This is a genomic window from Curtobacterium sp. PhB146 (assembly GCF_004342995.1).
Taxonomy (GTDB): Bacteria; Actinomycetota; Actinomycetes; order Actinomycetales; family Microbacteriaceae; genus Curtobacterium.
Window position 1 is genome coordinate 78757 of the sequence record NZ_SMBN01000006.1, and the last position, 21411, is coordinate 100167.

19 protein-coding genes are annotated in these 21411 nt (G+C 71.8%); 8 read left to right on the forward strand and 11 right to left on the reverse strand.

All coding sequences use genetic code 11. The features are described from left to right. Positions 1-48: 48 nt before the first annotated feature. From EDF33_RS18000 to EDF33_RS18015, 4 genes are all read right to left on the reverse strand, one after another. Positions 49-489 (reverse strand): DoxX family protein, encoded by a 441-nt coding sequence (locus tag EDF33_RS18000; protein ID WP_131880740.1) that lies wholly within the window; start codon positions 487-489, stop codon positions 49-51. Between the two features lie 109 nt (positions 490-598). Beyond that, positions 599-844, reverse strand: coding sequence for a DUF3072 domain-containing protein (locus EDF33_RS18005; RefSeq protein ID WP_131880742.1), 246 nt, complete (start codon positions 842-844; stop codon positions 599-601). A gap of 53 nt (positions 845-897) precedes the next feature. After that, positions 898-1653, reverse strand: coding sequence for a hypothetical protein (locus EDF33_RS18010; RefSeq protein WP_111085562.1), 756 nt, complete (start codon positions 1651-1653; stop codon positions 898-900). Positions 1654-1664: 11 nt separating this feature from the next. Continuing rightward, positions 1665-3884, reverse strand: coding sequence for an APC family permease (locus EDF33_RS18015; RefSeq protein ID WP_123937529.1), 2220 nt, complete (start codon positions 3882-3884; stop codon positions 1665-1667). A gap of 130 nt (positions 3885-4014) precedes the next feature. Between EDF33_RS18015 and EDF33_RS18020 the strand changes: the two genes are divergently transcribed. Continuing rightward, on the forward strand, positions 4015-4803 hold the full coding sequence (locus EDF33_RS18020) for a MerR family transcriptional regulator (protein ID WP_132100764.1): 789 nt from the start codon (positions 4015-4017) through the stop codon (positions 4801-4803). Positions 4804-4976: 173 nt separating this feature from the next. Here the strand turns inward: EDF33_RS18020 and EDF33_RS18025 are convergent, their stop codons facing one another. From EDF33_RS18025 to EDF33_RS18035, 3 genes are all read right to left on the reverse strand, one after another. Next, the gene (locus EDF33_RS18025) at positions 4977-5558 is read right to left on the reverse strand and encodes a PadR family transcriptional regulator (protein WP_111085559.1); all 582 of its coding nucleotides are present in this window, start codon (positions 5556-5558) and stop codon (positions 4977-4979) included. Beyond that, complete coding sequence (locus tag EDF33_RS18030; protein WP_243692491.1) at positions 5555-6520, reverse strand: DUF4097 family beta strand repeat-containing protein; 966 nt, start codon at positions 6518-6520, stop codon at positions 5555-5557. Before EDF33_RS18030 ends, EDF33_RS18025 begins: the two co-directional genes overlap by 4 nt. A gap of 134 nt (positions 6521-6654) precedes the next feature. Further along, complete coding sequence (locus tag EDF33_RS18035) at positions 6655-7308, reverse strand: hypothetical protein (protein ID WP_132100765.1); 654 nt, start codon at positions 7306-7308, stop codon at positions 6655-6657. Between the two features lie 61 nt (positions 7309-7369). Here EDF33_RS18035 and EDF33_RS18040 point away from each other — a divergent pair, with 61 nt between their 5' ends. The 3 genes from EDF33_RS18040 (at position 7370) to EDF33_RS18050 (ending at position 13119) form a co-directional block, all read left to right on the forward strand. Then, entirely contained in the window at positions 7370-8821 is a 1452-nt protein-coding gene (locus tag EDF33_RS18040; protein ID WP_132100766.1) for a PLP-dependent aminotransferase family protein, read from the forward strand. 94 nt (positions 8822-8915) lie between these two features. Then, positions 8916-9602 carry a DUF6518 family protein gene (locus EDF33_RS18045; protein ID WP_131921251.1) on the forward strand — a complete coding sequence of 229 codons (687 nt, stop codon included), beginning with the start codon at positions 8916-8918 and terminating at the stop codon, positions 9600-9602. A 64-nt stretch (positions 9603-9666) separates the two neighbouring features. After that, positions 9667-13119, forward strand: coding sequence for an efflux RND transporter permease subunit (locus EDF33_RS18050; RefSeq protein ID WP_132100767.1), 3453 nt, complete (start codon positions 9667-9669; stop codon positions 13117-13119). On the opposite strand, the gene EDF33_RS18055 is transcribed toward EDF33_RS18050, so the two are convergent. Both EDF33_RS18055 and EDF33_RS18060 read right to left on the reverse strand, forming a co-directional pair. Beyond that, positions 13116-13403 (reverse strand): hypothetical protein, encoded by a 288-nt coding sequence (locus EDF33_RS18055; RefSeq protein ID WP_123293668.1) that lies wholly within the window; start codon positions 13401-13403, stop codon positions 13116-13118. The two genes, EDF33_RS18050 and EDF33_RS18055, sit on opposite strands and share 4 nt — an antisense overlap. Before the next feature lie 244 nt (positions 13404-13647). After that, positions 13648-14658, reverse strand: coding sequence for an alpha/beta hydrolase (locus tag EDF33_RS18060; RefSeq protein WP_111085552.1), 1011 nt, complete (start codon positions 14656-14658; stop codon positions 13648-13650). Positions 14659-14831: 173 nt separating this feature from the next. On the opposite strand from EDF33_RS18060, the gene EDF33_RS18065 reads away from it, so the two are divergent. Together EDF33_RS18065 and EDF33_RS18070 are read left to right on the forward strand one after the other, a co-directional pair. Continuing rightward, positions 14832-15686, forward strand: a complete 855-nt coding sequence (locus EDF33_RS18065; RefSeq protein ID WP_243692492.1) for a PPK2 family polyphosphate kinase — start codon at positions 14832-14834, stop codon at positions 15684-15686. A gap of 268 nt (positions 15687-15954) precedes the next feature. Further along, positions 15955-18084, forward strand: coding sequence for a DEAD/DEAH box helicase (locus EDF33_RS18070; RefSeq protein WP_132100768.1), 2130 nt, complete (start codon positions 15955-15957; stop codon positions 18082-18084). Between the two features lie 150 nt (positions 18085-18234). Here EDF33_RS18070 and EDF33_RS18075 read toward each other — a convergent pair whose 3' ends face one another. Together EDF33_RS18075 and EDF33_RS18080 are read right to left on the reverse strand one after the other, a co-directional pair. Further along, positions 18235-18744, reverse strand: a complete 510-nt coding sequence (locus EDF33_RS18075) for a DinB family protein (protein ID WP_123293670.1) — start codon at positions 18742-18744, stop codon at positions 18235-18237. Between the two features lie 36 nt (positions 18745-18780). Next, the gene (locus tag EDF33_RS18080; protein ID WP_123937540.1) at positions 18781-19323 is read right to left on the reverse strand and encodes a MarR family transcriptional regulator; all 543 of its coding nucleotides are present in this window, start codon (positions 19321-19323) and stop codon (positions 18781-18783) included. Positions 19324-19525: 202 nt separating this feature from the next. Between EDF33_RS18080 and EDF33_RS18085 the strand changes: the two genes are divergently transcribed. After that, entirely contained in the window at positions 19526-20125 is a 600-nt protein-coding gene (locus EDF33_RS18085) for a hypothetical protein (RefSeq protein WP_111085548.1), read from the forward strand. A 91-nt stretch (positions 20126-20216) separates the two neighbouring features. Continuing rightward, complete coding sequence (locus EDF33_RS18090; protein WP_123937541.1) at positions 20217-21404, forward strand: S24/S26 family peptidase; 1188 nt, start codon at positions 20217-20219, stop codon at positions 21402-21404. Positions 21405-21411: the final 7 nt, after the last annotated feature.

Below are 21411 nucleotides of genomic sequence, written 5' to 3' on the forward strand. Positions count from 1 at the left end.
CCGAGTGATCAACCTCGCACCAGGGGGCGCAGGGCGGCGCAGCGCGGGTCAGGCGGGCAGGGGCTCCTGCACGCCACGACGGCGACGGGACGACGCCAGGAACACGGCGTCGAGCGAGAACCGCCCCGGGCCGGTCAGCGCCACGACGAGCGACCCGACTGCCAGGACGAGCACGTACTCGAAGCCGCCGTCCTGCGAGTAGAAGCCGGACGACGCGTGCGCGAGCAACCCCGCGACGACCATGTCGACGGCGAGCAGGACGCCCACGACGCGGGTCGCGATGCCGAGCACGAGCAGCACACCGCCGACGAGTTCGAGGCCCGCCACCAGGGGTGCAGCGACGTCGGCGAGCGGGACGCCCATGCCGGAGAAGCCCTGGGCCACGTTCGGGATGCCCTGGGCGAACTTCTGCGCGCCGTGGGCGATGAACACCACCCCGAGGACGATGCGGAGCGCGGTCAGGCCGATGGAGGTCGATGTCGTTCGCATGGCCACGAAGCTAACCGGTGACGCGTCATCGAACCCCCTCGTCCGGGGGTCTGCCCGGACATCACCAGAACATGCCCAGGCTGGGGTCCGCCGAAGGGCGGACCCGCTCTCAGGAACCCGTGGCGTCCGTGCCGCGTCCGGTCTGCTGCTGCAGGCGGTCGATGTGCTCCGAGGCCTCGGCCTTGGTCAGGTCAGCGGAGAGCTCCTCGCCGGCTTCGCGGGCCAGGGTGTCGAGGTAGCTCCGCTGGGGTCCGGTCATCGGCTCGTCACCGGTGACCCACTGCTCGGGGTCCTTGCTCGCGTCGGTCGACGGGTCCGGACGGGCGCCGCCGAGGGTCTCTTCTGCATCACTCATGCCGAGGACGCTACGCCGCACCTCCGACGCACCCCGCAGGCCCTTGTCCCCCGTCAGACCGGCGTGGCCGAGTACCGCACCAGGTCCGGTCCGACCGCACTCGTGGCGATCGGCACGGTCCGTCCCTCGCGACGGACCCAGATCGTCGCGGCCTGCTCGTCGATCCGCTCGACCTCGTGCAGCGAGCCGTCGAGCAGCACGGTCGCGGACACCACGACCCGGCCGCTGGACGGCCGCGGGGGCAGACCGGGGACGTCGTCGTCGTACGCCGCGTACTCGCCGGGCTGCAGGAACGGGGACACCGGAGCGGTCACGACCTCGAAGCCCTCGTCGACCTCGGCGACCGCCACGAGGCGCACCGCCTGGTCCGTCGGCAGGGGGACGTCGACCACCCAGGGCGCCTCGGAACCGGCCAGTGCGCGGAAGGCGGGGCGACCGTCGGGGGCGAGCCGTGCCTCCAGGCCGTCGATCCGGACCCGTCCGCGACCGCGCGAATCGGCGTAGAGACCGGGCTCGATGCCGGACTGCCGCGCTTCGAGCCGGGTGATGACCACGCGGTCCGGGCGGTACCAGTCGCGGAGCGTCGACGGGTCGACCCACCCGACGCTGGGGACGCCGCGCGACAGCGCTGCCGACTCGTCGGCGGCGCGCTCGTCGAGCGCACCCAGGGGGTGTTCGCCGCGCACGGCGACGAGTCCTTCGTGGCGGCTGCCCGCGACGGGCTCGTGGTCCAGCACCTCGACGCGCTTCGACACCTTGCCGCCGTGGCCGTCGAACGTGGCGAACGTCCGCAGGTCGGTGATCGTCATGACGTCAGATGCTACGACTCGTCGCCCCGGCGCGGCGAGGTCGGCACGAGCGCGTGCAGCTCACCGGTGCACTGCGCGGGGTCGACGCCTTCGGCGGGACCGGCCGGTCGGGTCGCGCGACGCGGCTGCAGGCTGTTCCGCTGCGCGGACCGGGCCAGGCGATCGTCGACGACACCGTCGACCGGCGCTCCGGCCGAGCCGGCGAGGGACCGGCGGAGCGGCGGCCGCACGGGCTCGCCGCGACGCTCCTGGCCGGGGAGCGGACGCGACCGGCGGCCGTACAGCAGCTCGGACGAGTCGAGCAGCCACGGCACCAGCGCCACGGTGACGCCGTGCACGAGCAGGAGCTTCTTGCGGATGCGACGACCGCGGTGGTTGTGGAGCAGGCCCTCCCACCAGTGACCGACGATGAAGATCGGGGTGTAGACGGTGACGACCTCGGAGCCGTGCTCGAGCCGGTGCGCCTTGATGTACTTGATGAGCGGCATCGAGATGTCGCGGTACGGACTCGGCACGATGGTCAACGGCATCCGGATGCCGTACTCGGCCCACTGGTCGCGCAGGTTCTGGGCGTCGGCGTCGTCGATCGCGACGTGGACCGCCTCGCAGCTGGCGTGCTCGGCGGCGATCGCGTAGTCGAGGGCCTTCAGCACGGGCTTCTGCAGCTTGTTCACGAGCACGACGGCGTGGTCGCCGGTGGCACCGAACTCGGTCTCGACGTCGGCCTCGATCTCGTGCGAGACGTCGCGGTAGTAACGGTTCACGCCGAGCATGAGCACGTACAGGATCGGCATGATCAGGAACACGAGCCAGGCGCCGTGCGTGAACTTGGTGATCGTGACGATGACCAGGACGACGAGGGTGAACGTGGCGCCGATCGCGTTGATGGTGCGGGAGCGCACCACCTGCGCGCGGTTGACGGACGGATCGGCGGTGCCGGCCCGGTCCGCGCGCAGCAGTCGCGTCCAGTGCACGACCATGCCCGTCTGCCCGAGGGTGAACGACACGAAGACGCCGATGATGTAGAGCTGGATGAGGCTCGTGACGTTCGCCCGGTACACCACGAGCAGCGCTGCGGCGACGAGCGCCAGGACGATGACGCCGTTCGAGTAGATGAGCCGGTCGCCGCGGGTGGACAGGGCCTTGGGGGCGTAGGAGTCGCGGGCCAGGATCGAGCCGAGCAGCGGGAACCCGTTGAACGCCGTGTTCGCGGCGAGGAGCAGGACCGCCGCCGTCGTCGCCTGGATGACGAAGAACAGCACCGAGTTGTCACCGAACGTCGCCGCCGCGATCTGGGCGATGAGGGAGCGCTGCGGCGTCGTGGCGCAGTCCGCGAACCCCTGCAGGTCGCAGGCGCGTTCGGCGTAGTGCACGCGGGACACGAGCGCGAGCGTGATGAGCCCGATGAACAGGACGATCGCGATGCCGCCCATCGCCACCAGGGTCGCCTGCGCGTTCTTGATCTTCGGGCGTCGGAAGGCCTGCACGCCGTTCGCGATGGCCTCGACGCCGGTCAGGGCCGAGCAGCCGGAGGCGAAGGCCCGGAGGAGCAGCAGGATGAACGCCGCCTGCGTCGTGTGCTCGACGTTGTCGACGGTGTACCCGGCGGACTCGGCGACCGGTGCGTGCCCGGCGGCGACGCGGACCAGTCCGGTGACGACCATGACGAACACCGACGCCACGAACAGGTAGGTGGGGATGGCGAACGCCTTGCTCGACTCCCGCACGCCGCGCAGGTTCGTGGCGGCGAGGAGCACGACGAACACGAGCGCGAGTTCGACGCGGACGTCGTTCAGCATCGGCAGGGCCGAGATGATGTTGTCCACGCCGGATGCCACCGACACGGCGACCGTCATGACGTAGTCGACGAGCAGCGCGCTCGCGACGACCAGCCCGGCCTTCTCGCCGAGGTTCCGGTGCGCGACCTCGTAGTCGCCGCCGCCGGACGGGTACGCCTTGATGAGCTGCCGGTACGACGCGACGACCACCACGAGCAGCAGCACGACGAGCGCGGCCACCCACGGTGCGAAGGTCAGGAACGACATCCCGCCGAGCAGCAGGATCATCAGCAGTTCCTGCGGTGCGTACGCGACGGAGGACAGCGGGTCACTCGCGAAGATCGGCAGTGCCAGGTGCTTCGGGAGGAGCTGTCCTTCGAGCTTCTCAGAGGGGAGGGGATCCCCGATCAGTCGCGCTTTCAGCGACCGGACCTCGTTCGTCACGAGCGGCAAACCTACTCAGTTCCGGGCGGGAGTCAACACGGGTGCCCGGGCGGTCATTCCCGCTCGGTCGCGTGTCGTCGACGTCGCACCCCGATCACCTCTTGCGGTTGACGTTGCGTCAACCTCTACGGTGGGCTGCATGAGGGATCCGTCAGACATCGCCACCGCAGCTGCGAAAGCACCGCACGGCATCGCCGACGTGGCGCGATCCGCCGGGGTGTCGAGCCGCACGCTCCGCCACTACGACGCCATCGGGCTGCTGCCGGCCACCGCCGTCGGCGACGGCGGACTCCGCCGCTACGACGACCGAGCGCTCGTCCGGCTGCAGCGCATCCTGCTGTTGCGCGGCCTCGGGCTCGGGCTGCCCGACATCCGCCGGGTCCTCGACGGCGAGCAGGACGACGTCACCGCGCTCACTGCGCACGTCGCCTGGCTCGAACGCGAGCGGGACCGCCTCGCCCGGCAGCTCGCCGCCGTGCGCACCACCATCACCAGGATCGAGAACGGGGACAGCATGAACGCCACGGACACCTTCGACGGGTTCGACCAGACCCGCTTCAAGCACGAGGTCGAGGAGCGCTGGGGAGCGGACGCCTGGCAGCGCGGCACCGCCTGGTGGGACGCGAAGGACACCGCAGGCAAGCAGTCGTTCCAGGACGAGCTGCGCGCGATCGCCCAGGACGCCGCAGCGCTCGCCGCGTCGGGCGACGGCTCGGACTCACCGGCCGCGCAGGCACTGGCGCGGCGGCAGTTCGCGTGGCTCGCCGAGTCGACGCCGCCGGCGGACCTCACTGCGGAGCGGTTCCGGACACTCGCCGAGATGTACGTGCACGACGAGCGGTTCGCGCACGCCTACGACTGGGCCGGAGCGGGTGCGGCACGTGCGCTGCGCGACGCGATGGTCGCGTTCGCGGACCGCGGGTTGTAGCGCGCCGACCGCAGGCTGGGGCGCGCGAACGGAACCAGGTTCCGGTCACGACACCACGGATCGGCGTGGTGCTGTGTCCGGAACCTGGTTCCGTGGGTGGGGCTGTGCGGGGTGGGGCGGTGCGACGGGCGGCCGGGAGGCACGGGTCGCGACCGCCTGTCGGCCGCGGGCCGTCAGAGCGACTTTCGCAGGGCCTCCAGGCCGTCACGCAGGCGCGTCACGGTGTCCGCACGGAGCGTGCCGCGGGTCGCACGTCGGCGCAGGTCCGCGCGGACCTGCTGCCGGAACGACGACAGCGCCATCTCGAGCTCGCGCAGGGCACGGGCGCTCTCCGACGGCACCGAGACGGGGTCCTCGTGGGAACCGGTGCCGGGGCTCTCCGCCGAGGCGGCGAGGTCGGCTCGGAGGGACCGCATCGCCTCGCCGACCGAGGCGCGGACGCCGTCGGCCAGGGACTTCACCGAGTCGGCGACCCCGGACTCGACCGCGGCGATCTCGTCGGCACGGGCCGCGAGTTCGGTGCGGCCGGCCTCGGTGATCGCGTAGACGGTCTTGCGGCCGTCGGCGGTCTTCGAGACGAGGCCCTCTTCTTCGAGCTTCGCGAGCCGCGGGTACACGGTGCCGGCGCTCGGCACGTAGGTGCCGCCGAACCGGTCGCCGAGGGCCTGGATGAGCTCGTAGCCGTGCATCGGGTGGTCCGCCAGCAGCACGAGCAGGTACAGGCGGAGGTGGCCGTGGGCGAAGACGGGACTCATGCGGGCACCTCGCCGTCGTTGGTCGGCGTTGTGTCGGTGACGGGAGCAGTACCGGAAACCCCGCCGGGCACCTCGCCGTCGTTGGTCGGGACCGTCGGGGGCACGGGCGCCGTCGGGGGGACCGGCGCCGTCGGGGGTGCCGGGGGTGCGGTCGGCTCGGTGGCGACCGGCGGGGCGTGCAGCACCGCGATGTCGCCGGACACTGAGTTCACGCGCAGGTCCAGCCACTGGCCGGCCAGCTCGCCACCCTGCTTGACGTACGAGCCGCGCACGCCGCGGATCTCGGAGTCGTCGAACTGCAGCTTGCCGGACGCCGTGCTGACGGTGCACTGGTAGGCGACACCGTCCTCGAGCCGGACGCTCACGCCACCGGAGACCGTGTTGACGCGCGCCGACTCCGGCACGCCGTGCAGGTCGAGCACGACGTCGGCCGAGACACCGTCCGCCTGGAACCGCGGGATCTCGCCCGTGGCCACGACGTCACCCGAGACCGTGTGCACCGTCAGCGCGCCGTCGAGCTCGCGGATGGTCGTCGCACCCGAGACGGCGTTGACCGTGACGTCGCCTGCGACACCGTCGACGACGAGGTCACCGGACACCGTGTTGAGCATCGCGCCGCGGTTCGTGCCGGACAGCAGCGCACCCGCCGAGACGACGCCCAGGGTGACCGAGGCGTCGCGGGGGACCAGGATGCTGACGTCCGCGTGGGCCTTGCCGCGGAACGACTTGAGGAACCCGATGGGGTCGTCCCACCGGATCTGCGGGTGGTCGACGGTGAGCGTGTCGCCGTCGACCTCGATCTTCAGCTGCTTGCCGGACACGCTGTGGACCTCGACCCGTGCGGTGGGTTCGTCGTGTGCCACGACGTCCACCTGACCACCGACGAGTCCGACACGGAGTGTGCGGACGATGCCGGTGTCGATGACCTTGGGCTCGTCGACGAGCCACTTCTCCTGCGTCATGTTGCTTCCTCCAACTCGCGATGTATCGCGTCTGTGCGAGTCACGTTATATCGCGAGTCGACGAGGCGCAAGGATGCCGGGCGGATGGTGAGCAGAAATGGTCGGGTGGGGCCCTGCGACCCGACCATTCCTGCTCACGAAGCGTGCGCGACGGAAGTGGGGCGGGCCTCCCGGACGACCCGGCGCTCGGGGCTCCACGGGAACCGGCGGAAGAACGGCATGAGCGGCTGCACCATCGGACCGATCGCGAAGGCGGCGATGACGGTGCCGGCGCCGACGTTCCCGCCGAGGATCCAGCCGACGACGACGACGGACGCCTCGACCAGGGTGCGCGCGAGCCAGAGCGGCCAGCCGAGGCGCTCGTGCAGCCCGACCATCAGGCCGTCACGGGCCCCGGTGCCGAACCCCGCGCCGATGTAGAACGCCGTCGCGACGGCGAGCAACACCAGTCCGGCGACGAACAGGGCGATCCGGGCAAGCAGACCGGACGGCTCCGGCACGAGCCAGAGCACCAGGTCGGCGCTCGGCCCGATCGCCAGCGCGTTCAGCAGCGTGCCGATGCCCGGCTTCTGGCGCAGGGGGATCCAGAACAGCAGGATCACGCCGCTCGACACGATGGTGATGACGCCGAACGACCACGGCACCACGTTCTCGAGGCCCTGCGTCAGGACGGTCCACGACGAGACGCCGACGACCGCTCGGACCTGCAGCGCGGTGGAGGCGCCGTAGAGGAACAGGCCGACGAAGAGCTGGACGAAGCGGAACGTGAGGGCGGTGCTGCGGGACATGGGTTCATCGTCGATGCGGATTGGACTGCTGGTCGAGAGCCAATCGCGCTACCGTGGACCCATGACACCCGTGCTGTTGAGTGCCCGATCTGCTGCCCTGCTGCTCACCGACTGGCGCGACGGCACCGACGCCCCGGCGTACGAGGCCCTGTCCGACGCCATCCGGGTCCTCGTCATCGACGGCCGGGTCGCACAGGGCGTGCGACTGCCGGCGGAGCGCGGACTCGCGACCGCGCTCGGCATCTCCCGCACGACCGTGGCGAACGCGTACGCCCGACTGCGGTCCGACGGGTTCGTCGTGTCGGTTCGTGGCTCCGGCAGCGTGGTCCACCTGCCCGCGTCCCTGATCGGCCGTCCCGACCCGGAACGGCTCGGCGGGGTGGTCGACGGCGAGCTCCTCGACCTGCGGAAGGCCGCGATGCACTCGGCGCCGGGGATGGCCGAGGCCGTCGAGCGGGCGGTGCGACACGTGCCCGCGGCGCTCGCCGGCATCGGGTACGACACCGTCGGCGACCCCGGGCTCCGCGCCGCCATCGCCGACCGGTACACCGAGCGCGGACTGCCGACCGATCCGTCCCAGGTGATCGTGACGATCGGCGCGCAGCACGCCATCGCGCTGCTCGCACGGGTGCTCGTCCGTCGCGGGGACGCCGTGCTCGTCGAGTCCCCGACCTACCCGCACGCACACGAGGCGTTCCGCGAGGCCGGCGGACGACTCGTCGGCGTGCCCGTCGACGCGCGGACCGGGTGGGACGCCGCCGCGCTCGAGACGACGCTGCGCCGGACCGCCCCGGCCGTCGCCTACGTCATGCCCGAGCTGCACAACCCGACCGGAGCGACCATGTCCGTGTCGACCCGCCAGCTGCTGCTGACGGTCGCGGCGTCGGTCGGCACGACGGTGGTCGCCGACGAGACGATGGGCGAGTTGCGGATCGACGGCGCGCCGTCGCTGCCGCTGGCAGCAGCGGACCCGTCGGGGGCGTCGGTCGTGATGATCGGGTCAGCCGACAAGGTCTTCTGGGGCGGCCTGCGGATCGGCTGGATCCGGGCCGCGCCGGCGCTCCTGCAGCGGCTGCTCGCCGCCCGCCCGACGGGCGACCTCGGCACCCCCGTCCTCGACCAGCTGGTCGCGCGGGAGCTGGTCCCACGCACGGCGGCCGTCCTGGAGGCGCGGCGCGAGTACCTGCGACAGGGCCGCGACGACGTCGTGGGCGCGCTCAGGGCACGACTCCCGGAATGGGACGTCCCGTCGCCCGCAGGCGGGCTGACGACGTGGGTGGGCCTCGGCCGTCCGGTGTCGAGTGCGCTCGTGCTGGCCGCGCGGTCCGAGGGCGTCGTGCTGGCGTCCGGCGGGGTGTTCGGCCCGGACGGCGGGTTCGAACGGTTCCTGCGGGTGCCGTTCACGATGGCGCCGGCGGACCGCGGTCGTCTGGTGGACGTGCTCGAACGGGCGTGGGCGCGGGTCGGTGGGGAGTCCGCCGGGGTGCGGGGGTCGCTCGCCGCGGTGGTGTGAGGAGTCGTGGGGTCATCCTCTGGGGTGATGGGCTGGGGTCGTTCTCGCTCCGTGGGGTGATGTGCGCGGCGGCGGACGACGCGATGCTGATGCCATGAACGCGACCCTGTCCGCCGGTGCTCCGGCGCCTGCTGCGTCCCCGTCGTCCGCGTCGCCGTCCGAGCCGTGCCCCGCGGTGCCGGCTCTGGTGCGCGTCACGATGGCCCTGAGCGGTGCGCTGCTCGCCGGTGTGCTGACCTCGTTCGGGCAGACCGTGCCCGCACTGTCGTCGGTCGCCAACTCGGCCGGCCCCTGGTTCCTGGTCGCCGTCGCGCTGTGCATCGGCGCCGGAGCCCGTGCCGGCCGGTTCGCCCTGCCGCTCGCGATGCTGCTCGGCGTCGTGCTGCTCGAACTCATGCACGTCGGCTACTGGGCCACGACGAACCTGCGCGGCTACCCGGACTTCCTGTCCGTCACAAACCTGTGGGTGCTGCTCGGCGTCCCCGCCGGGCTGCTCGCCGGTGCGGTCGCCGTGTTCGTCCGCTCCCGCGACGCCCGCTGGCGTGCCGGAGCGTTCGGGGTCACCGCCGCGATCCTGATCGGCGAGGGGGTGCGGGCGCTGCTGCAGGTGGTGGCCACGACCGGCCCGGTGACCTGGGTGGTCGAGATCGTCGTCGGCATCCTCGTGCTCGTCGTCGGGGTGGCCACCGCCCGGTCGTCGGTCGGCCGCGTGATCGCCCTCGGCAGCGGCGTGCTCGGCACCGTCGGCGTGCTCGGCGCGTACCTGCTGCTCGGTGGCTGACCCGACGGCTGACCCGAAGGCCTGATGCGGACGCGCACGGGCTACGGCTGCGAGGATCGATGACGTGCACCTCCTCTCGGTCTTCAGCCTCCGCAACCGGGCCCTCATCGCGCTCGTCACCATCGTCGTCGCGATCTTCGGCGGCATCGCGCTGTCAAACCTCAAGCAGGAGCTGATCCCGAGCGTCGAGTTCCCGCAGGTCGCGATCGTCAGCGCGTACCCGGGTGCCACGCCCGAGGTGGTGTCCAACGACGTCTCGACGAAGATCGAGCAGGCGATCCAGGTCGTCCCGGACCTCGAGTCCACCAGCGCGACCTCGTCCACCGGACAGAGCGTGGTGTCGGCGTCGTTCCAGTACGGATCGAACCTGGCCAGCGCCGAGGACAAGATCCAGACCGCGGTGAACGCGCTGTCGCTGCCCGACTCGGTGCAGACGCAGATCGTCACCGGGTCCTTCGACGACCTGCCGGTGCTGCAGGTCGCGGTCTCGGCGTCCGGCAACCAGGAGCAGCTCGTCGACCGGCTGCAGGCCTCGGCGATCCCCGACCTCGAGAAGCTCGACGGCGTGCGGCAGGCGGACGTCTTCGGCAACCCGGGCCGTCGCGTCGTCATCACGCCCGACCAGGACGAGCTCGCCGCCCGTGGCCTCACCCAGACGGCGATCTCGGACGCCCTCGACGACAACGGCACCCTGATCCCCGGCGGCACGATCACCGAGGACGGCTCGACGCTGTCGGTGCAGACGGGCGAGCGGATCGCCTCGCTCAAGGACATCCGCGCGCTGCCGTTGACGAGTTCGTCGAGCTCGTCGAGTTCGTCGGGTTCGGACGGGGCCGGGTCCGCTGGCGCCGGTGGGACGGCGTCCGGTGACGGTACGGCCGTGGGCGCGACCGGGACGGGTACGACGGGGACGGGTACGACGGGGACCGGCACGGGTGCGACCGGTTCCGCGCCCACGGGTGACGCCGCGACGGGCGGGTCCACGACCGCCGCCACCCCGACCGACACCACGCTCGGCGACGTCGCGAAGGTCGCGATCACGGAGTCACCGCGCACCTCGATCAGCCGGGTGGACGGTGAGCAGGCCCTGACGATCTCGATCACCAAGACGCAGGAGGCCAACACCGTCGACGTCTCGAAGACCGTGCGCGACGCCCTGCCCGGCATCGAGGACAAGATCGAGGGCGACCCCCGCTTCACCGTCGTCTTCGACCAGGCGCCCTACATCCAGCAATCCATCGACTCCCTGGCCGAAGAAGGGCTGCTCGGGCTCGCCTTCGCGGTGATCGTCATCCTGGTCTTCCTGCTGTCGTGGCGCTCCACGCTCGTCACCGCGATCTCGATCCCGACGTCGGTGCTCCTCGCCGCGATCGGCATGCGCGCCGCGGGGTACACGCTCAACATCATCACGCTGGCGGCACTCACGATCGCGATCGGCCGCGTGGTCGACGACTCGATCGTCGTCATCGAGAACATCAAGCGGCACATGCTCCCCGGAGTCGACCGTGGCCAGGCCGTGCGGGAGGCCGTGCGCGAGGTCGCCGGAGCGGTCACCGCCTCGACCCTGACCACCGTCGCGGTGTTCCTGCCGGTGGCCTTCGTCGCCGAACTCGTAGGGGAACTGTTCCGTCCGTTCGCCGTGACGGTCACCCTGGCGCTCGTCGCGTCACTGTTCGTCTCGCTCACCATCGTCCCGGTGCTGGCGTACTGGTGGCTGCGCCCGTCGAAGGTGAAGCCGGGCGACGCGGCGGCAGCGGCGGCGGACACGGACGCGGAAGCGGCGGCGGTACGGTCGGCGGTCGATGCCGAGCGCGATCGCCCAGAGGGAGCGCTCGCCTCCGCAGCGGACCTGCACGACGCCGGCCGGGTGGACCGCCTGCGCCGCGTGTACCTGCCGGTGCTCCGGTGGGTCGTCCGCAAGCCGGTCGTCGTCATCCTGCTCGCCGTGATCGTCCTCGGCGGCACGGTCGCCACGCTGCCGTTCGTCACCACGAACTACCTCGGCGACTCGGGGCAGAACACCTTCACGGTCACGCAGGACCTGAAGGCCGGCTCCAGCCTCGCCGTCCAGTCCGAATCCGCGCGCGAGGTCGAGCGGGCGCTCCAGGGCGTCGACGGCGTCGAGACCGTGCAGACCACCATCGGCACGAGCGGCCAGTCGATCCAGGCGGCGTTCGGCGGTGGCGGCAGCGCGTCGGTGCAGTACGCCGTCACGACCGATGCCGAGGCCGACCAGCCCACGATCCAAGCCGACGCCCGGAAGTCGATCGCGCGGATCGACGACGTCGGCGAGGTCACCATCGCGTCGTCCGGCGGCGGGTTCGGCGGCAGCAGCGACATCGAGGTCGACGTGACCGCGCCGACCCAGGCGCAGCTCGAGACCGCGTCGCGCCAGGTGCTGAAGACCATGCAGTCGGTCCCCGACACCACGAGCGCCACGAGCAACCTGTCGGCTGCGGAGCCGTTCCTGGCCGTCCGGGTCGACCGGCAGAAGGCCGCGTCGCTCGGCCTCACCGAGACCCAGGTGGGTGGCCTCGTCGCCGCCGCCGTCTCACCGCGGGACACCGGCAGCATCGAGATCGACGACGCGACGCTCGACGTCTACATCGCCGACCCCGAGCCGCCGACCACGATCGCCGCGCTCCGTGCCCTCGACGTCCCGACGAGTACCGGCACCGTCCCGCTTTCCGACGTCGCCACGGTGGAGGAGTCCGAGGGTCCCACCACGGTCACCACGACGAACGCCGCCCGCACCGCCACGATCACCGTGTCGCCGGACGCCACCAACCTGGGTGCGGCCGTGCAGTCCGCCACGACCGCCGTCGACGAGCTCGACCTGCCGAAGGGCGCGACCGCGTCCATCGGTGGCGTCGCCGCCAGCCAGTCGTCAGCGTTCTCGCAGCTCGGCCTCGCGGTCCTGGTCGCGGTGCTGATCGTCTACGTGATCATGGTCGCGACGTTCCGGAGCCTGCTCCAGCCGCTGCTGCTGCTCGTGTCGGTGCCGTTCGCGGCGACGGGCGCGATCCTGCTGCAGATCGCCTCCGGTGTCCCGATCGGCGTCGCGTCGCTCATCGGTCTGCTCATGCTCGTCGGCATCGTCGTGACGAACGCGATCGTGCTCATCGACCTCGTCAACCAGTACCGACGGCGGGGCTTGCGGGTGCGTGAGGCGTTGATCGAGGGCGCGACGCGACGCCTCCGCCCGATCCTGATGACGGCGATGGCGACGATCTTCGCGCTGCTGCCGATGGCGATCGGCCTGACCGGCAAGTCCGGGTTCATCTCGCAGCCGCTGGCACTGGTCGTGATCGGCGGGCTGGTGTCCTCGACACTGCTGACGCTCGTGGTGCTGCCGGCGCTGTACTTCGTGGTCGAGCGGGCACGCGAGCGCAACACGGACCGGATCGCCGCGGGCAAGACCCGGAAGCAGGCGCGCGCTGAGCGACGCCAGGAACGCGCGGAGCATCGGGCGGAACGACAGCGGCGTCGAGCGGCGCGTTCCGACAGCGCGGCTTAGCGGCGGTACTCGGCGTCGATCGCGGCGAGGGGCGGAACGACGGCCCGCTCCTCGCGCTCGACGGCGCGGAACCACGACACGAGCACGCAGGTCAGCGTGACCAGGAAGACGATCCCGGCGCCCTGCGCGAACACAGCGAGGTGCCCGGTCGCAGCCGCGTACCCGCCGAAGGCCATGGTGGCGGCGAACGACAGCCCGAGCAGCAATTCCGCGGAGGTCTGCAGCGCGGAACGGTCCCAGCGGGTCGCGGCGGCGCGTGCAGGGCGGGTGGAGGTGTCGGTCACCCCGGAAGTCTGCGACGTGGTGGCTGCCGGCAGTAGTCCCGACTCCGGGTGCCACCCACCCGGGGCACGCGGCGGTGCGGCTCCGCGAAAGCGACACTTCTCCGCCGAACATCGGCGGCACAACGTCGCTCTCGCGGCACAACGTCGCTCTCGCGGCACGGACGGCCGCTCGTCGGCGAGAAATGTCGCTTCGGCGGCACACAACCCGCCCGCGGCCGAACCCGCACGGCGCCCCCGCAGCGCCTCAGCCCAGCTGGGTCCGGAAGAACGTCGCGACGCGGCGGCTCATCGCCTCGTCGAGCTGCGCGATCGAGTGCGCCGTCCCCTCGACCTGCACGAACGTGACCGGCACGTCGTGGGACCGGAGCGTCGCCGCGAACTCCTGCGACTCCCACAACGGGATGAACTCGTCCGTCGAGTGCCCGATGAAGAACGGCGCCGTGTCCGAGGTGACGTGGTACTCCGGCGACGCCCGGGTCGCCGCCGGACACTTCGCGTAGGTCCGGCAGCCGAGGTACAGCAGCTGCTTCCGCTGGAAGGACGCGGACACCCCGTCGGCCCGGGTCGAGCGTGACGTCAGGTTCGTGGGGCCGCTCAGGTCGACGACCGCACGGATCCGGTCGCCCTCGGCGTAGGCGGCGGACTCGTGGTCGGTCACCGCGAGCATCGCCGCCAGGTTGCCGCCCGCGCTCCCGCCGAACACCCCGACCCGCTGGGAGTCGACGTCGTACGTGGAGAGCGTCGTGGGGCGGAACACGTAGTCGAGTGCCCGTCGGACGTCGTCGAGACCGGCCGGGAACGGGTCGGTGGGGGCGAGCCGGTAGTCGACGTTGAACGTGACGAAGCCCTCGGACGCCAGGTACTTGCACACCGAGCGGTAGGCGGCCGTGGCCTTGTCGCCGTGCGACCAGCTGCCGCCGTGGATCATCAGCACCGCGGGCCGACCGGTGCTGGCTGCGGCCTCGGCGGGGTCGGCCGTCGGGGTGGCGGACGGCGTCGCCGTGGGGGTCGCGGTCGTCTCCGGGGCGCTGTCGGCCGGCAGGCAGACGTCGAGTCGCTGCAGCGGAGCCGTGCCGTACGGCACATCCGCGACCACGTCGATGCCGTGGTACTGCAGGGACAGCGGGTAGATGACGCTGTCTGCGGTGACCGTCGCGTTCTCGTCACCGACGGGGTCCGTACTGCAGGACGCGACCGCGCCGAGCGCCACGACCGCGGCGACGAGCGCGAGCACTGTGCGGCGGCCGGACTTCATCGGTTCCACGGTAGCCGCACCCGAGGCCGGCCACGTCACCCCAGCGGAGGAACCCCGACCGCGCAACCGACCGCGCACCCGACCGCGCACTCGACCGCGCACCCGACGGCGGAACCGCCACAGTGCCAGGATGAGAGCTGGGGGCACCCGCCGCCAGGACCGCAGGAGGACCCGTGAGCCGTCGCAAGGCCTGGAACGCCGATCCCGAACCACTGCTCCGCGTCGACCCGGGCTTCCGCCTCGACCAGGTCGTCCCGGATGCGACGCCGGGCTTCCCCGGCCGCAAGATCGACGGGCTCGAAGCGCTCGCCGCGGGGGCGTCCCGCCTCGCCGCCCTGCAGGAGCGGCTGTACGCGGCGTCGACCGCCGGCGACCAGCGCCGGGTGCTGCTCGTCCTGCAGGCGATGGACACCGCCGGCAAGGGCGGCATCGTCTCGCACGTCGTCGGTGCGGTCGACCCCAACGGCGTGCGGTACGCGGGCTTCAAGGCCCCGACGGCCGAGGAGCGCGAGCACGACTTCCTCTGGCGCATCGAGCGGCAGCTCCCGAGTGCCGGGCAGCTCGGCGTCTTCGACCGCTCGCACTACGAGGACGTCCTCATCCAGCGCATCCGGGCGTTCGCGGCGCCGGACGAGATCGAACGACGCTACGGCGCGATCACCGAGTTCGAGGACCGCCTCACCGCCGAGGGCACCACCATCGTCAAGGTGATGCTGCACATCTCGAAGGACGAGCAGCGCGAACGCCTCGGCGAGCGACTCGACCGTCCCGACAAGCACTGGAAGTTCAACCCGGCCGACATCGACGAGCGCCTGCTGTGGGACCGCTACCAGGACGCGTACCAGATCGTGTTCGACCGGACCTCGACCCCGCAGGCGCCCTGGTACGTCGTGCCGGCGAACCGCAAGTGGTACGCCCGCCTGGCGGTGCAGCAGCTCCTGCTCCGGGCCCTCGAGGACATGCAGCTCTCGTGGCCGAAGGCGGACTTCGACGTGGCCGAGCAACGACAGCGGCTCGCCGAGTCCTGACCGACGGGCCGGCCGGGAGGCACGGGCCGGGTCCGGCTCGCGGCCGTCCGTCGACGACGGGGCTGGCATCAGAGCGCGGGGTCGCGTAGACTCGCTCGGTCGGCCTTCGACGCCGTGACATCGTGATCACGGGCTTTTTGTTGGGTGTGTGTTGCTCGAGGGCTGGAATCACGTCGAATCGCGACGGGATGAACCCCCTCTCCGCAAGCATCCCCCGCCGATGTCGCTGTCGGGCGCTGCGGTTCGTTGCGCACCCGAGAAAGCAGTCATGGCTCCGTACAACAAGGGCGCGGACAACCGCGCCTCCGATCGTCCCCGCCACCCGAACGGCACCCCCGCCGCACGCAGCAGCAAGCACCGCGGGTTCCGCGCCGCCGAGCCGACCGCGCCGCGCCAGAAGCAGCGCTGGGACGCCGAGGAGCGTCGCGGCCGCTCGGCGCAGGGCGAGCGCCCCGCGCGCCCGAACTGGGAGCCCCGTGACAGCGGCGGCCAGCGCCGCCCGGAGCGCGACGACCGCGGTGGTCGCGGCTTCAACCGTGACGACCGTGCTCCCCGTCGCTTCGATCGTGACGACCGCGCCCCGCGTCGTGACAACGACGACCGTCCGCGTCGCTTCGATCGTGACGACCGCGCACCGCGCAGCTTCAACCGCGACGACCGCGCTCCCCGTCGTGACAACGACGACCGTCCCCGTCGCTCGTTCGACCGTGACGACCGCGCCCCGCGTCGTGACAACGACGACCGTCCGCGTCGTTCGTTCGACCGCGATGACCGCGCTCCGCGTCGTGACAACGACGACCGTCCCCGTCGTTCGTTCGACCGTGACGACCGCGCCCCGCGCACCTTCAACCGCGACGACCGTGCGCCCCGTCGTGACAACGACGACCGTCCCCGTCGCAGCTTCGACCGCGACGACCGCGCTCCCCGCAGCTTCAACCGCGATGACCGTGCGCCCCGTCGTGACAACGACGACCGCCCGCGTCGCAGCTTCGACCGCGACGCTCCCTACTCGCACGGCCGTCCCGACGCTCCGCAAGCTCCGCGTCGCGCCGGAACCGGCTCGCAGGGGCCCAGTGCTCCGCGCAAGTTCGACCGCGACGACCGCAGCGCTCCCCGCCGCTCCTTCGACGAGCCGGAGCGCGGCAAGTTCGTCCCCGCCGACGACGTCAAGCTCGCGAAGCTCCAGGCCGAGTCCACCGTGGCGTCGGACGTCGAGGGCGTGACCTTCGGCGACCTCGGCATCGGCGGCAACATCTCCCGCGCCCTGCAGGAGCTCGGCGCGAGCAGCCCGTTCCCGATCCAGGCCGCGACGATCCCCGACGTGATCGCCGGCAAGGACGTCCTCGGCCGTGGCCGCACGGGCTCCGGCAAGACCATCGCGTTCGGCGCCCCGCTCGTCGAGAAGCTCATGGAGCACGGCGGCGGCACGAAGCGCAAGATGGGCCGCGCCCCGCGTGCGCTCATCCTCGCGCCGACCCGCGAGCTGGCCCTGCAGATCGACCGCACGGTGCAGCCGATCGCCCGCTCGGTGGGCCTCTTCACGACGCAGATCTACGGCGGCGTGCCGTACGGCCGCCAGGAGGGCGCGCTCGAGCGTGGCGTCGACATCATCGTCGGCACCCCTGGTCGTGTGCAGGACCTCATGAACAAGGGGAAGCTCGACCTCAGCGAGGTCGTCATCTCCGTGCTCGACGAGGCCGACCACATGTGCGACCTCGGGTTCCTCGAGCCGGTGCAGGAGATCCTCTCCGCCACCGCCGAGGTCACCCCGCAGGGCAACCGTGCACAGAAGCTGCTGTTCAGCGCGACGCTCGACACCCAGGTCGCGGCGCTCGTCGAGCAGTTCCTGCACGAGCCGAGCGTGCACGAGGTCGCGGGTGAGGACCAGGCGTCCTCGACCATCGACCACCGTGTCCTCGTGGTCGAGCAGCGCGAGAAGGACCGTGTCCTCGAGGAGCTCGTCGCCGGCGACGGCAAGACGATCGTCTTCGCCCGGACCCGTGCCTACGCCGAGCGCCTGGCCGACCAGTTCGAGGACGCCGGCATCCGTGCCACGTCGCTCCACGGCGACCTGAACCAGTCGCGCCGGACCCGGAACCTGCAGCTCCTGACGAGCGGCCGGGTGAACGTGCTCGTCGCCACCGACGTCGCCGCCCGCGGCATCCACGTCGACGACGTGTCGCTCGTCGTGCAGGCGGACGCCCCGGACGACTACAAGGCGTACATGCACCGCTCCGGCCGGACGGGTCGTGCCGGCAAGGAGGGCACCGTCGTGACCCTGGTCCCGCGTGGTCGCATCCGCAAGATCGAGGGCATCCTCGAGCGTGCCGAGATCGCGGCGGACCTCGTGCAGGCCGCGCCCGGTGACGGCATCGTGTCGGAGCTCGCCGCGCGCTAGTCGCGACCAGACGCACGACGGGAGGCCCGGTACCAGCTGGTACCGGGCCTCCCGTCCGTCACGTGGTGAGCAGAAATGGTCGGGTCCCGAAATCGGACCCGACCATTTCTGCTCACGAAGCGAGCACGCCCTCGCGTGCGCGCGACCGCGTCAGCGGTTGAAGAACAGCAACCCGCGCACGAAACCGGCCTGGCCGGCGTGCTGCGTGCAGTCGTCGAGGATGCTCACGAGCCGGGCACCGGCGGTGACGGGCGGGTCCCACGCGTCGTCGACCACGGGGTCGAGGTCGTCCGGGCCGAGCGTGCCGAGGTACGCGACGGTGCGGTCGTGGACGGCACGCAGGTACCCGGTGAGCAGCTCGGCCGAAGCACGCACGCGACCGACGTCGTCGCGGGACATGCCGTAGCCGAGGGCCTCGGCCGGGAACGGCAGGCCGAACCGCTCGTACCAGCCGTCGGCGGTCCACACCTGCGCGGTGCCGGCGAGGTCGGCGATCTGGACGTCCTGCCCACGGGCGGTGTGCCACGCGAGCCATGCCAGGGTGTTCGCCCCGGCGGCCGGACGCGCTGCGAGTTGGTCCTCGGACAGGCCGTCGACGGCACGCTCGACGGTCTCGGGGACGCGGGAGAACGCTTCGATCAGGACTTCGGACGGTGTCATGCGCACCACGCTACGCGCGCGCCCCGACACACGAGGTCACGCTGAGCGGGCTGCGGTCTCCGCGCGCGAGTGGCGGTCGAGGGCGTCGCCGAGCCCGGCGAACGCGGCGGCGAGCCGGACCCGGTCGGCGGGGGCGACGACCTCGCGGAAGGCGTCCGAGTAGACGGCGCCGATCTGCCGGGCCACCTCGGCGCCCGAGGCGGTGAGGTGCAGCAGCACGCTGCGACGGTCCTGCGGGTTCGGGCGGCGCTCGAGGTGTCCGCGCTGCTCGAGCCGGTCGACGAGCGAGGTCATGGCGCCGGTGGTGAGCTCGAGGTACTCGCCGGCCTGCTTCGGCGTGATCCCCTCGCCGTCGGCCGCGGCCAGGAAGAACACGAAGCGGGTGTCGGTGGCGTTCAGCCCGCGCACGACGCTCTCGTGGTGCAGGACGCGGGCGTGCTGCGTCTGGAGCAGGCGGAAGGCGGTGAGGAGCTTCGCGAGGTCGGTGTCCGAGTCCACGCGCTCCGGCACGGAGACGGTCGGCGACACGGGCGCGGGCGGCAGGGTGTCGGGCAGGACGGGCTGGGTGGTGTCCGTCATCGGCGGCTCTTCTCGGCAGGGGGTGGGAAGACTCAGTCAACAAGTATCTCACTCGTCAAGATACCCCCAGCACGGGGTGGTTCCTTCCCTTGTGAGTTGCTCGGCGGAAAAGTAACTTGATCGTCGTAGCAAACACCACGGCACCGACGCGACCAACCACCGCGACCACGGCGCCACCGTTTCCGGATCAGGAGCTCCCGCAATGTCTCGTGTCACCCCTCGCGCCGCCCGTCTCGCGGCCTGGATCGCCATCCCCGCCGCCCTCGTCGCCTCGGGTGTCGTCGTCTCGACCGCGTCCTACTCGGCGTTCTCGGCCACCACCGTCAACCCGACCAGCAACTGGACCGCCGGCAGCGTCGCCCTCACCGACGACGACAACAACACCGCGCTCTTCACCGCGACGGGCCTCAAGCCCGGCTCCACCGGCGCCAACTGCATCACGGTCACGTCGACCGGCTCGCTGGCCTCGACCGTGAAGCTGTACGGCACGAACCCGGCCACCACGAACAACCTCTCGGGCAACATCAACCTGCAGGTCGAGCAGGGCACCGGCGGTGGCTTCGGCTCCTGCACCGGCTTCACCCCGGCCGCGACCAGCGGAACGCTCTACAACGGCACCCTCGCCGCGTTCGGCACCGGCTCGACGAACTTCGCCACCGGCCTCGGCACCTGGGCCCCGACCGGGTCCGCGTCCGAGTCGCGCGTCTACCGCTTCACCTACACGGTCTCGAGCACCGCGCCGAACACGGTGCAGGGCGGCACCGCGTCCCTCGGCCTCACCTGGGAGGCCCAGAACAGCTGAGCCGGGAGCCCTCCCCACCCGGTGACCGGGGCTCGGCCCGAGCCCGCCTCGGTCACCACCCCCGAGAACGCGCCCCCGGTCGAAGGCAGTCATGAGCAGCATCGCAGTGCACGGTGGTCCCACACCGCACGCCGTGCTCCGTGACGTCGTCGACTGGGGGCGCGTCGTCGTCGGCACCGTTGCACGCGGTGTGGTCGCGACCCTCCTCGGCCTCGCCCTGTGGGCGGCAGCCCCCGCGCTGATCGGCTGGCAACCGACGACGGTGATGACCGGGTCGATGGAGCCGCGCCTCACGCCCGGGGACGTCGTCGTCTCGCGCCCGGTCGCGTCCGGTGAGGTCCGGACGGGCAAGATCCTGCTCGCGGACGACCCGGACCAGCCGGGTCACCTCCGCATGCACCGCTACGTCGAGGACGGCCCGGGAGGCACCCTGGTCACCAAGGGCGACGCGAACCCGCAGCAGGACTCCACACCGCTCGAACGCTCGGCCGTGCACGGGGTCGCCTTCCTGCGCATCCCGTTCGTCGGGGCGCCGATCTTGTGGCTCCGGCAGGGGGAATGGGTCAGGGTCGTCGTGCTCGCACTCGGCCTGACCGCGCTGCTGGCGCTCTGCACGGTCGACGGGTCGCTCCGCCGCCTCACGGCGATCGACGACGACGACGCCGACGGCTCGGACGGGGGCGACACCGCCCACGGGTCGGGTGACGGGCCGTCGGACGGTACCGATGCCGGACGGGAGGCGCGGGACGACGCCGCCACGCGCCTCCCGTCCGGCGGGACCACCGTCGTCACCCGTCGCTCGCTCCGGGTGCACGAGCGTCGCGTGCAGCGGCTGCGCCGCTTCGGCGGTGCGGCGGCGGTCCTCGTCATCGCGGGGAGCATCGGCGTGCTCGTGCCGGCGCAGGCGGTTGCCGTGCCGTGGTCGCGGACGACCGTGAACCCCGTCTCGAACTTCACGGCGGGCACGGCCACCGGTGTCCCCACGCTGACCTGCACGGCCGCGTCGTCGAGCACCGTGACGATCACCTGGACCTACACGGACCCCACCGTGCCGAACTCGTTCGACCTCATGAACGGGTCGACCCAGCTCGCGACCGCCACGACCGCTGGACAACGTTCGCTCGTCTACGGCGGGGCGGGCCTGCTCGACCTGGGCACGACCTACACGCTGAACCTCCGCACGAACCTCGGCAACAACTGGACCGCGACCAGCACCCCGACCGTGAAGGTGCGGGTCGTCTCGGTCCTCGGCCTGGCGTCGGCGAGCTGCGTGCCCTGAGTTCTCC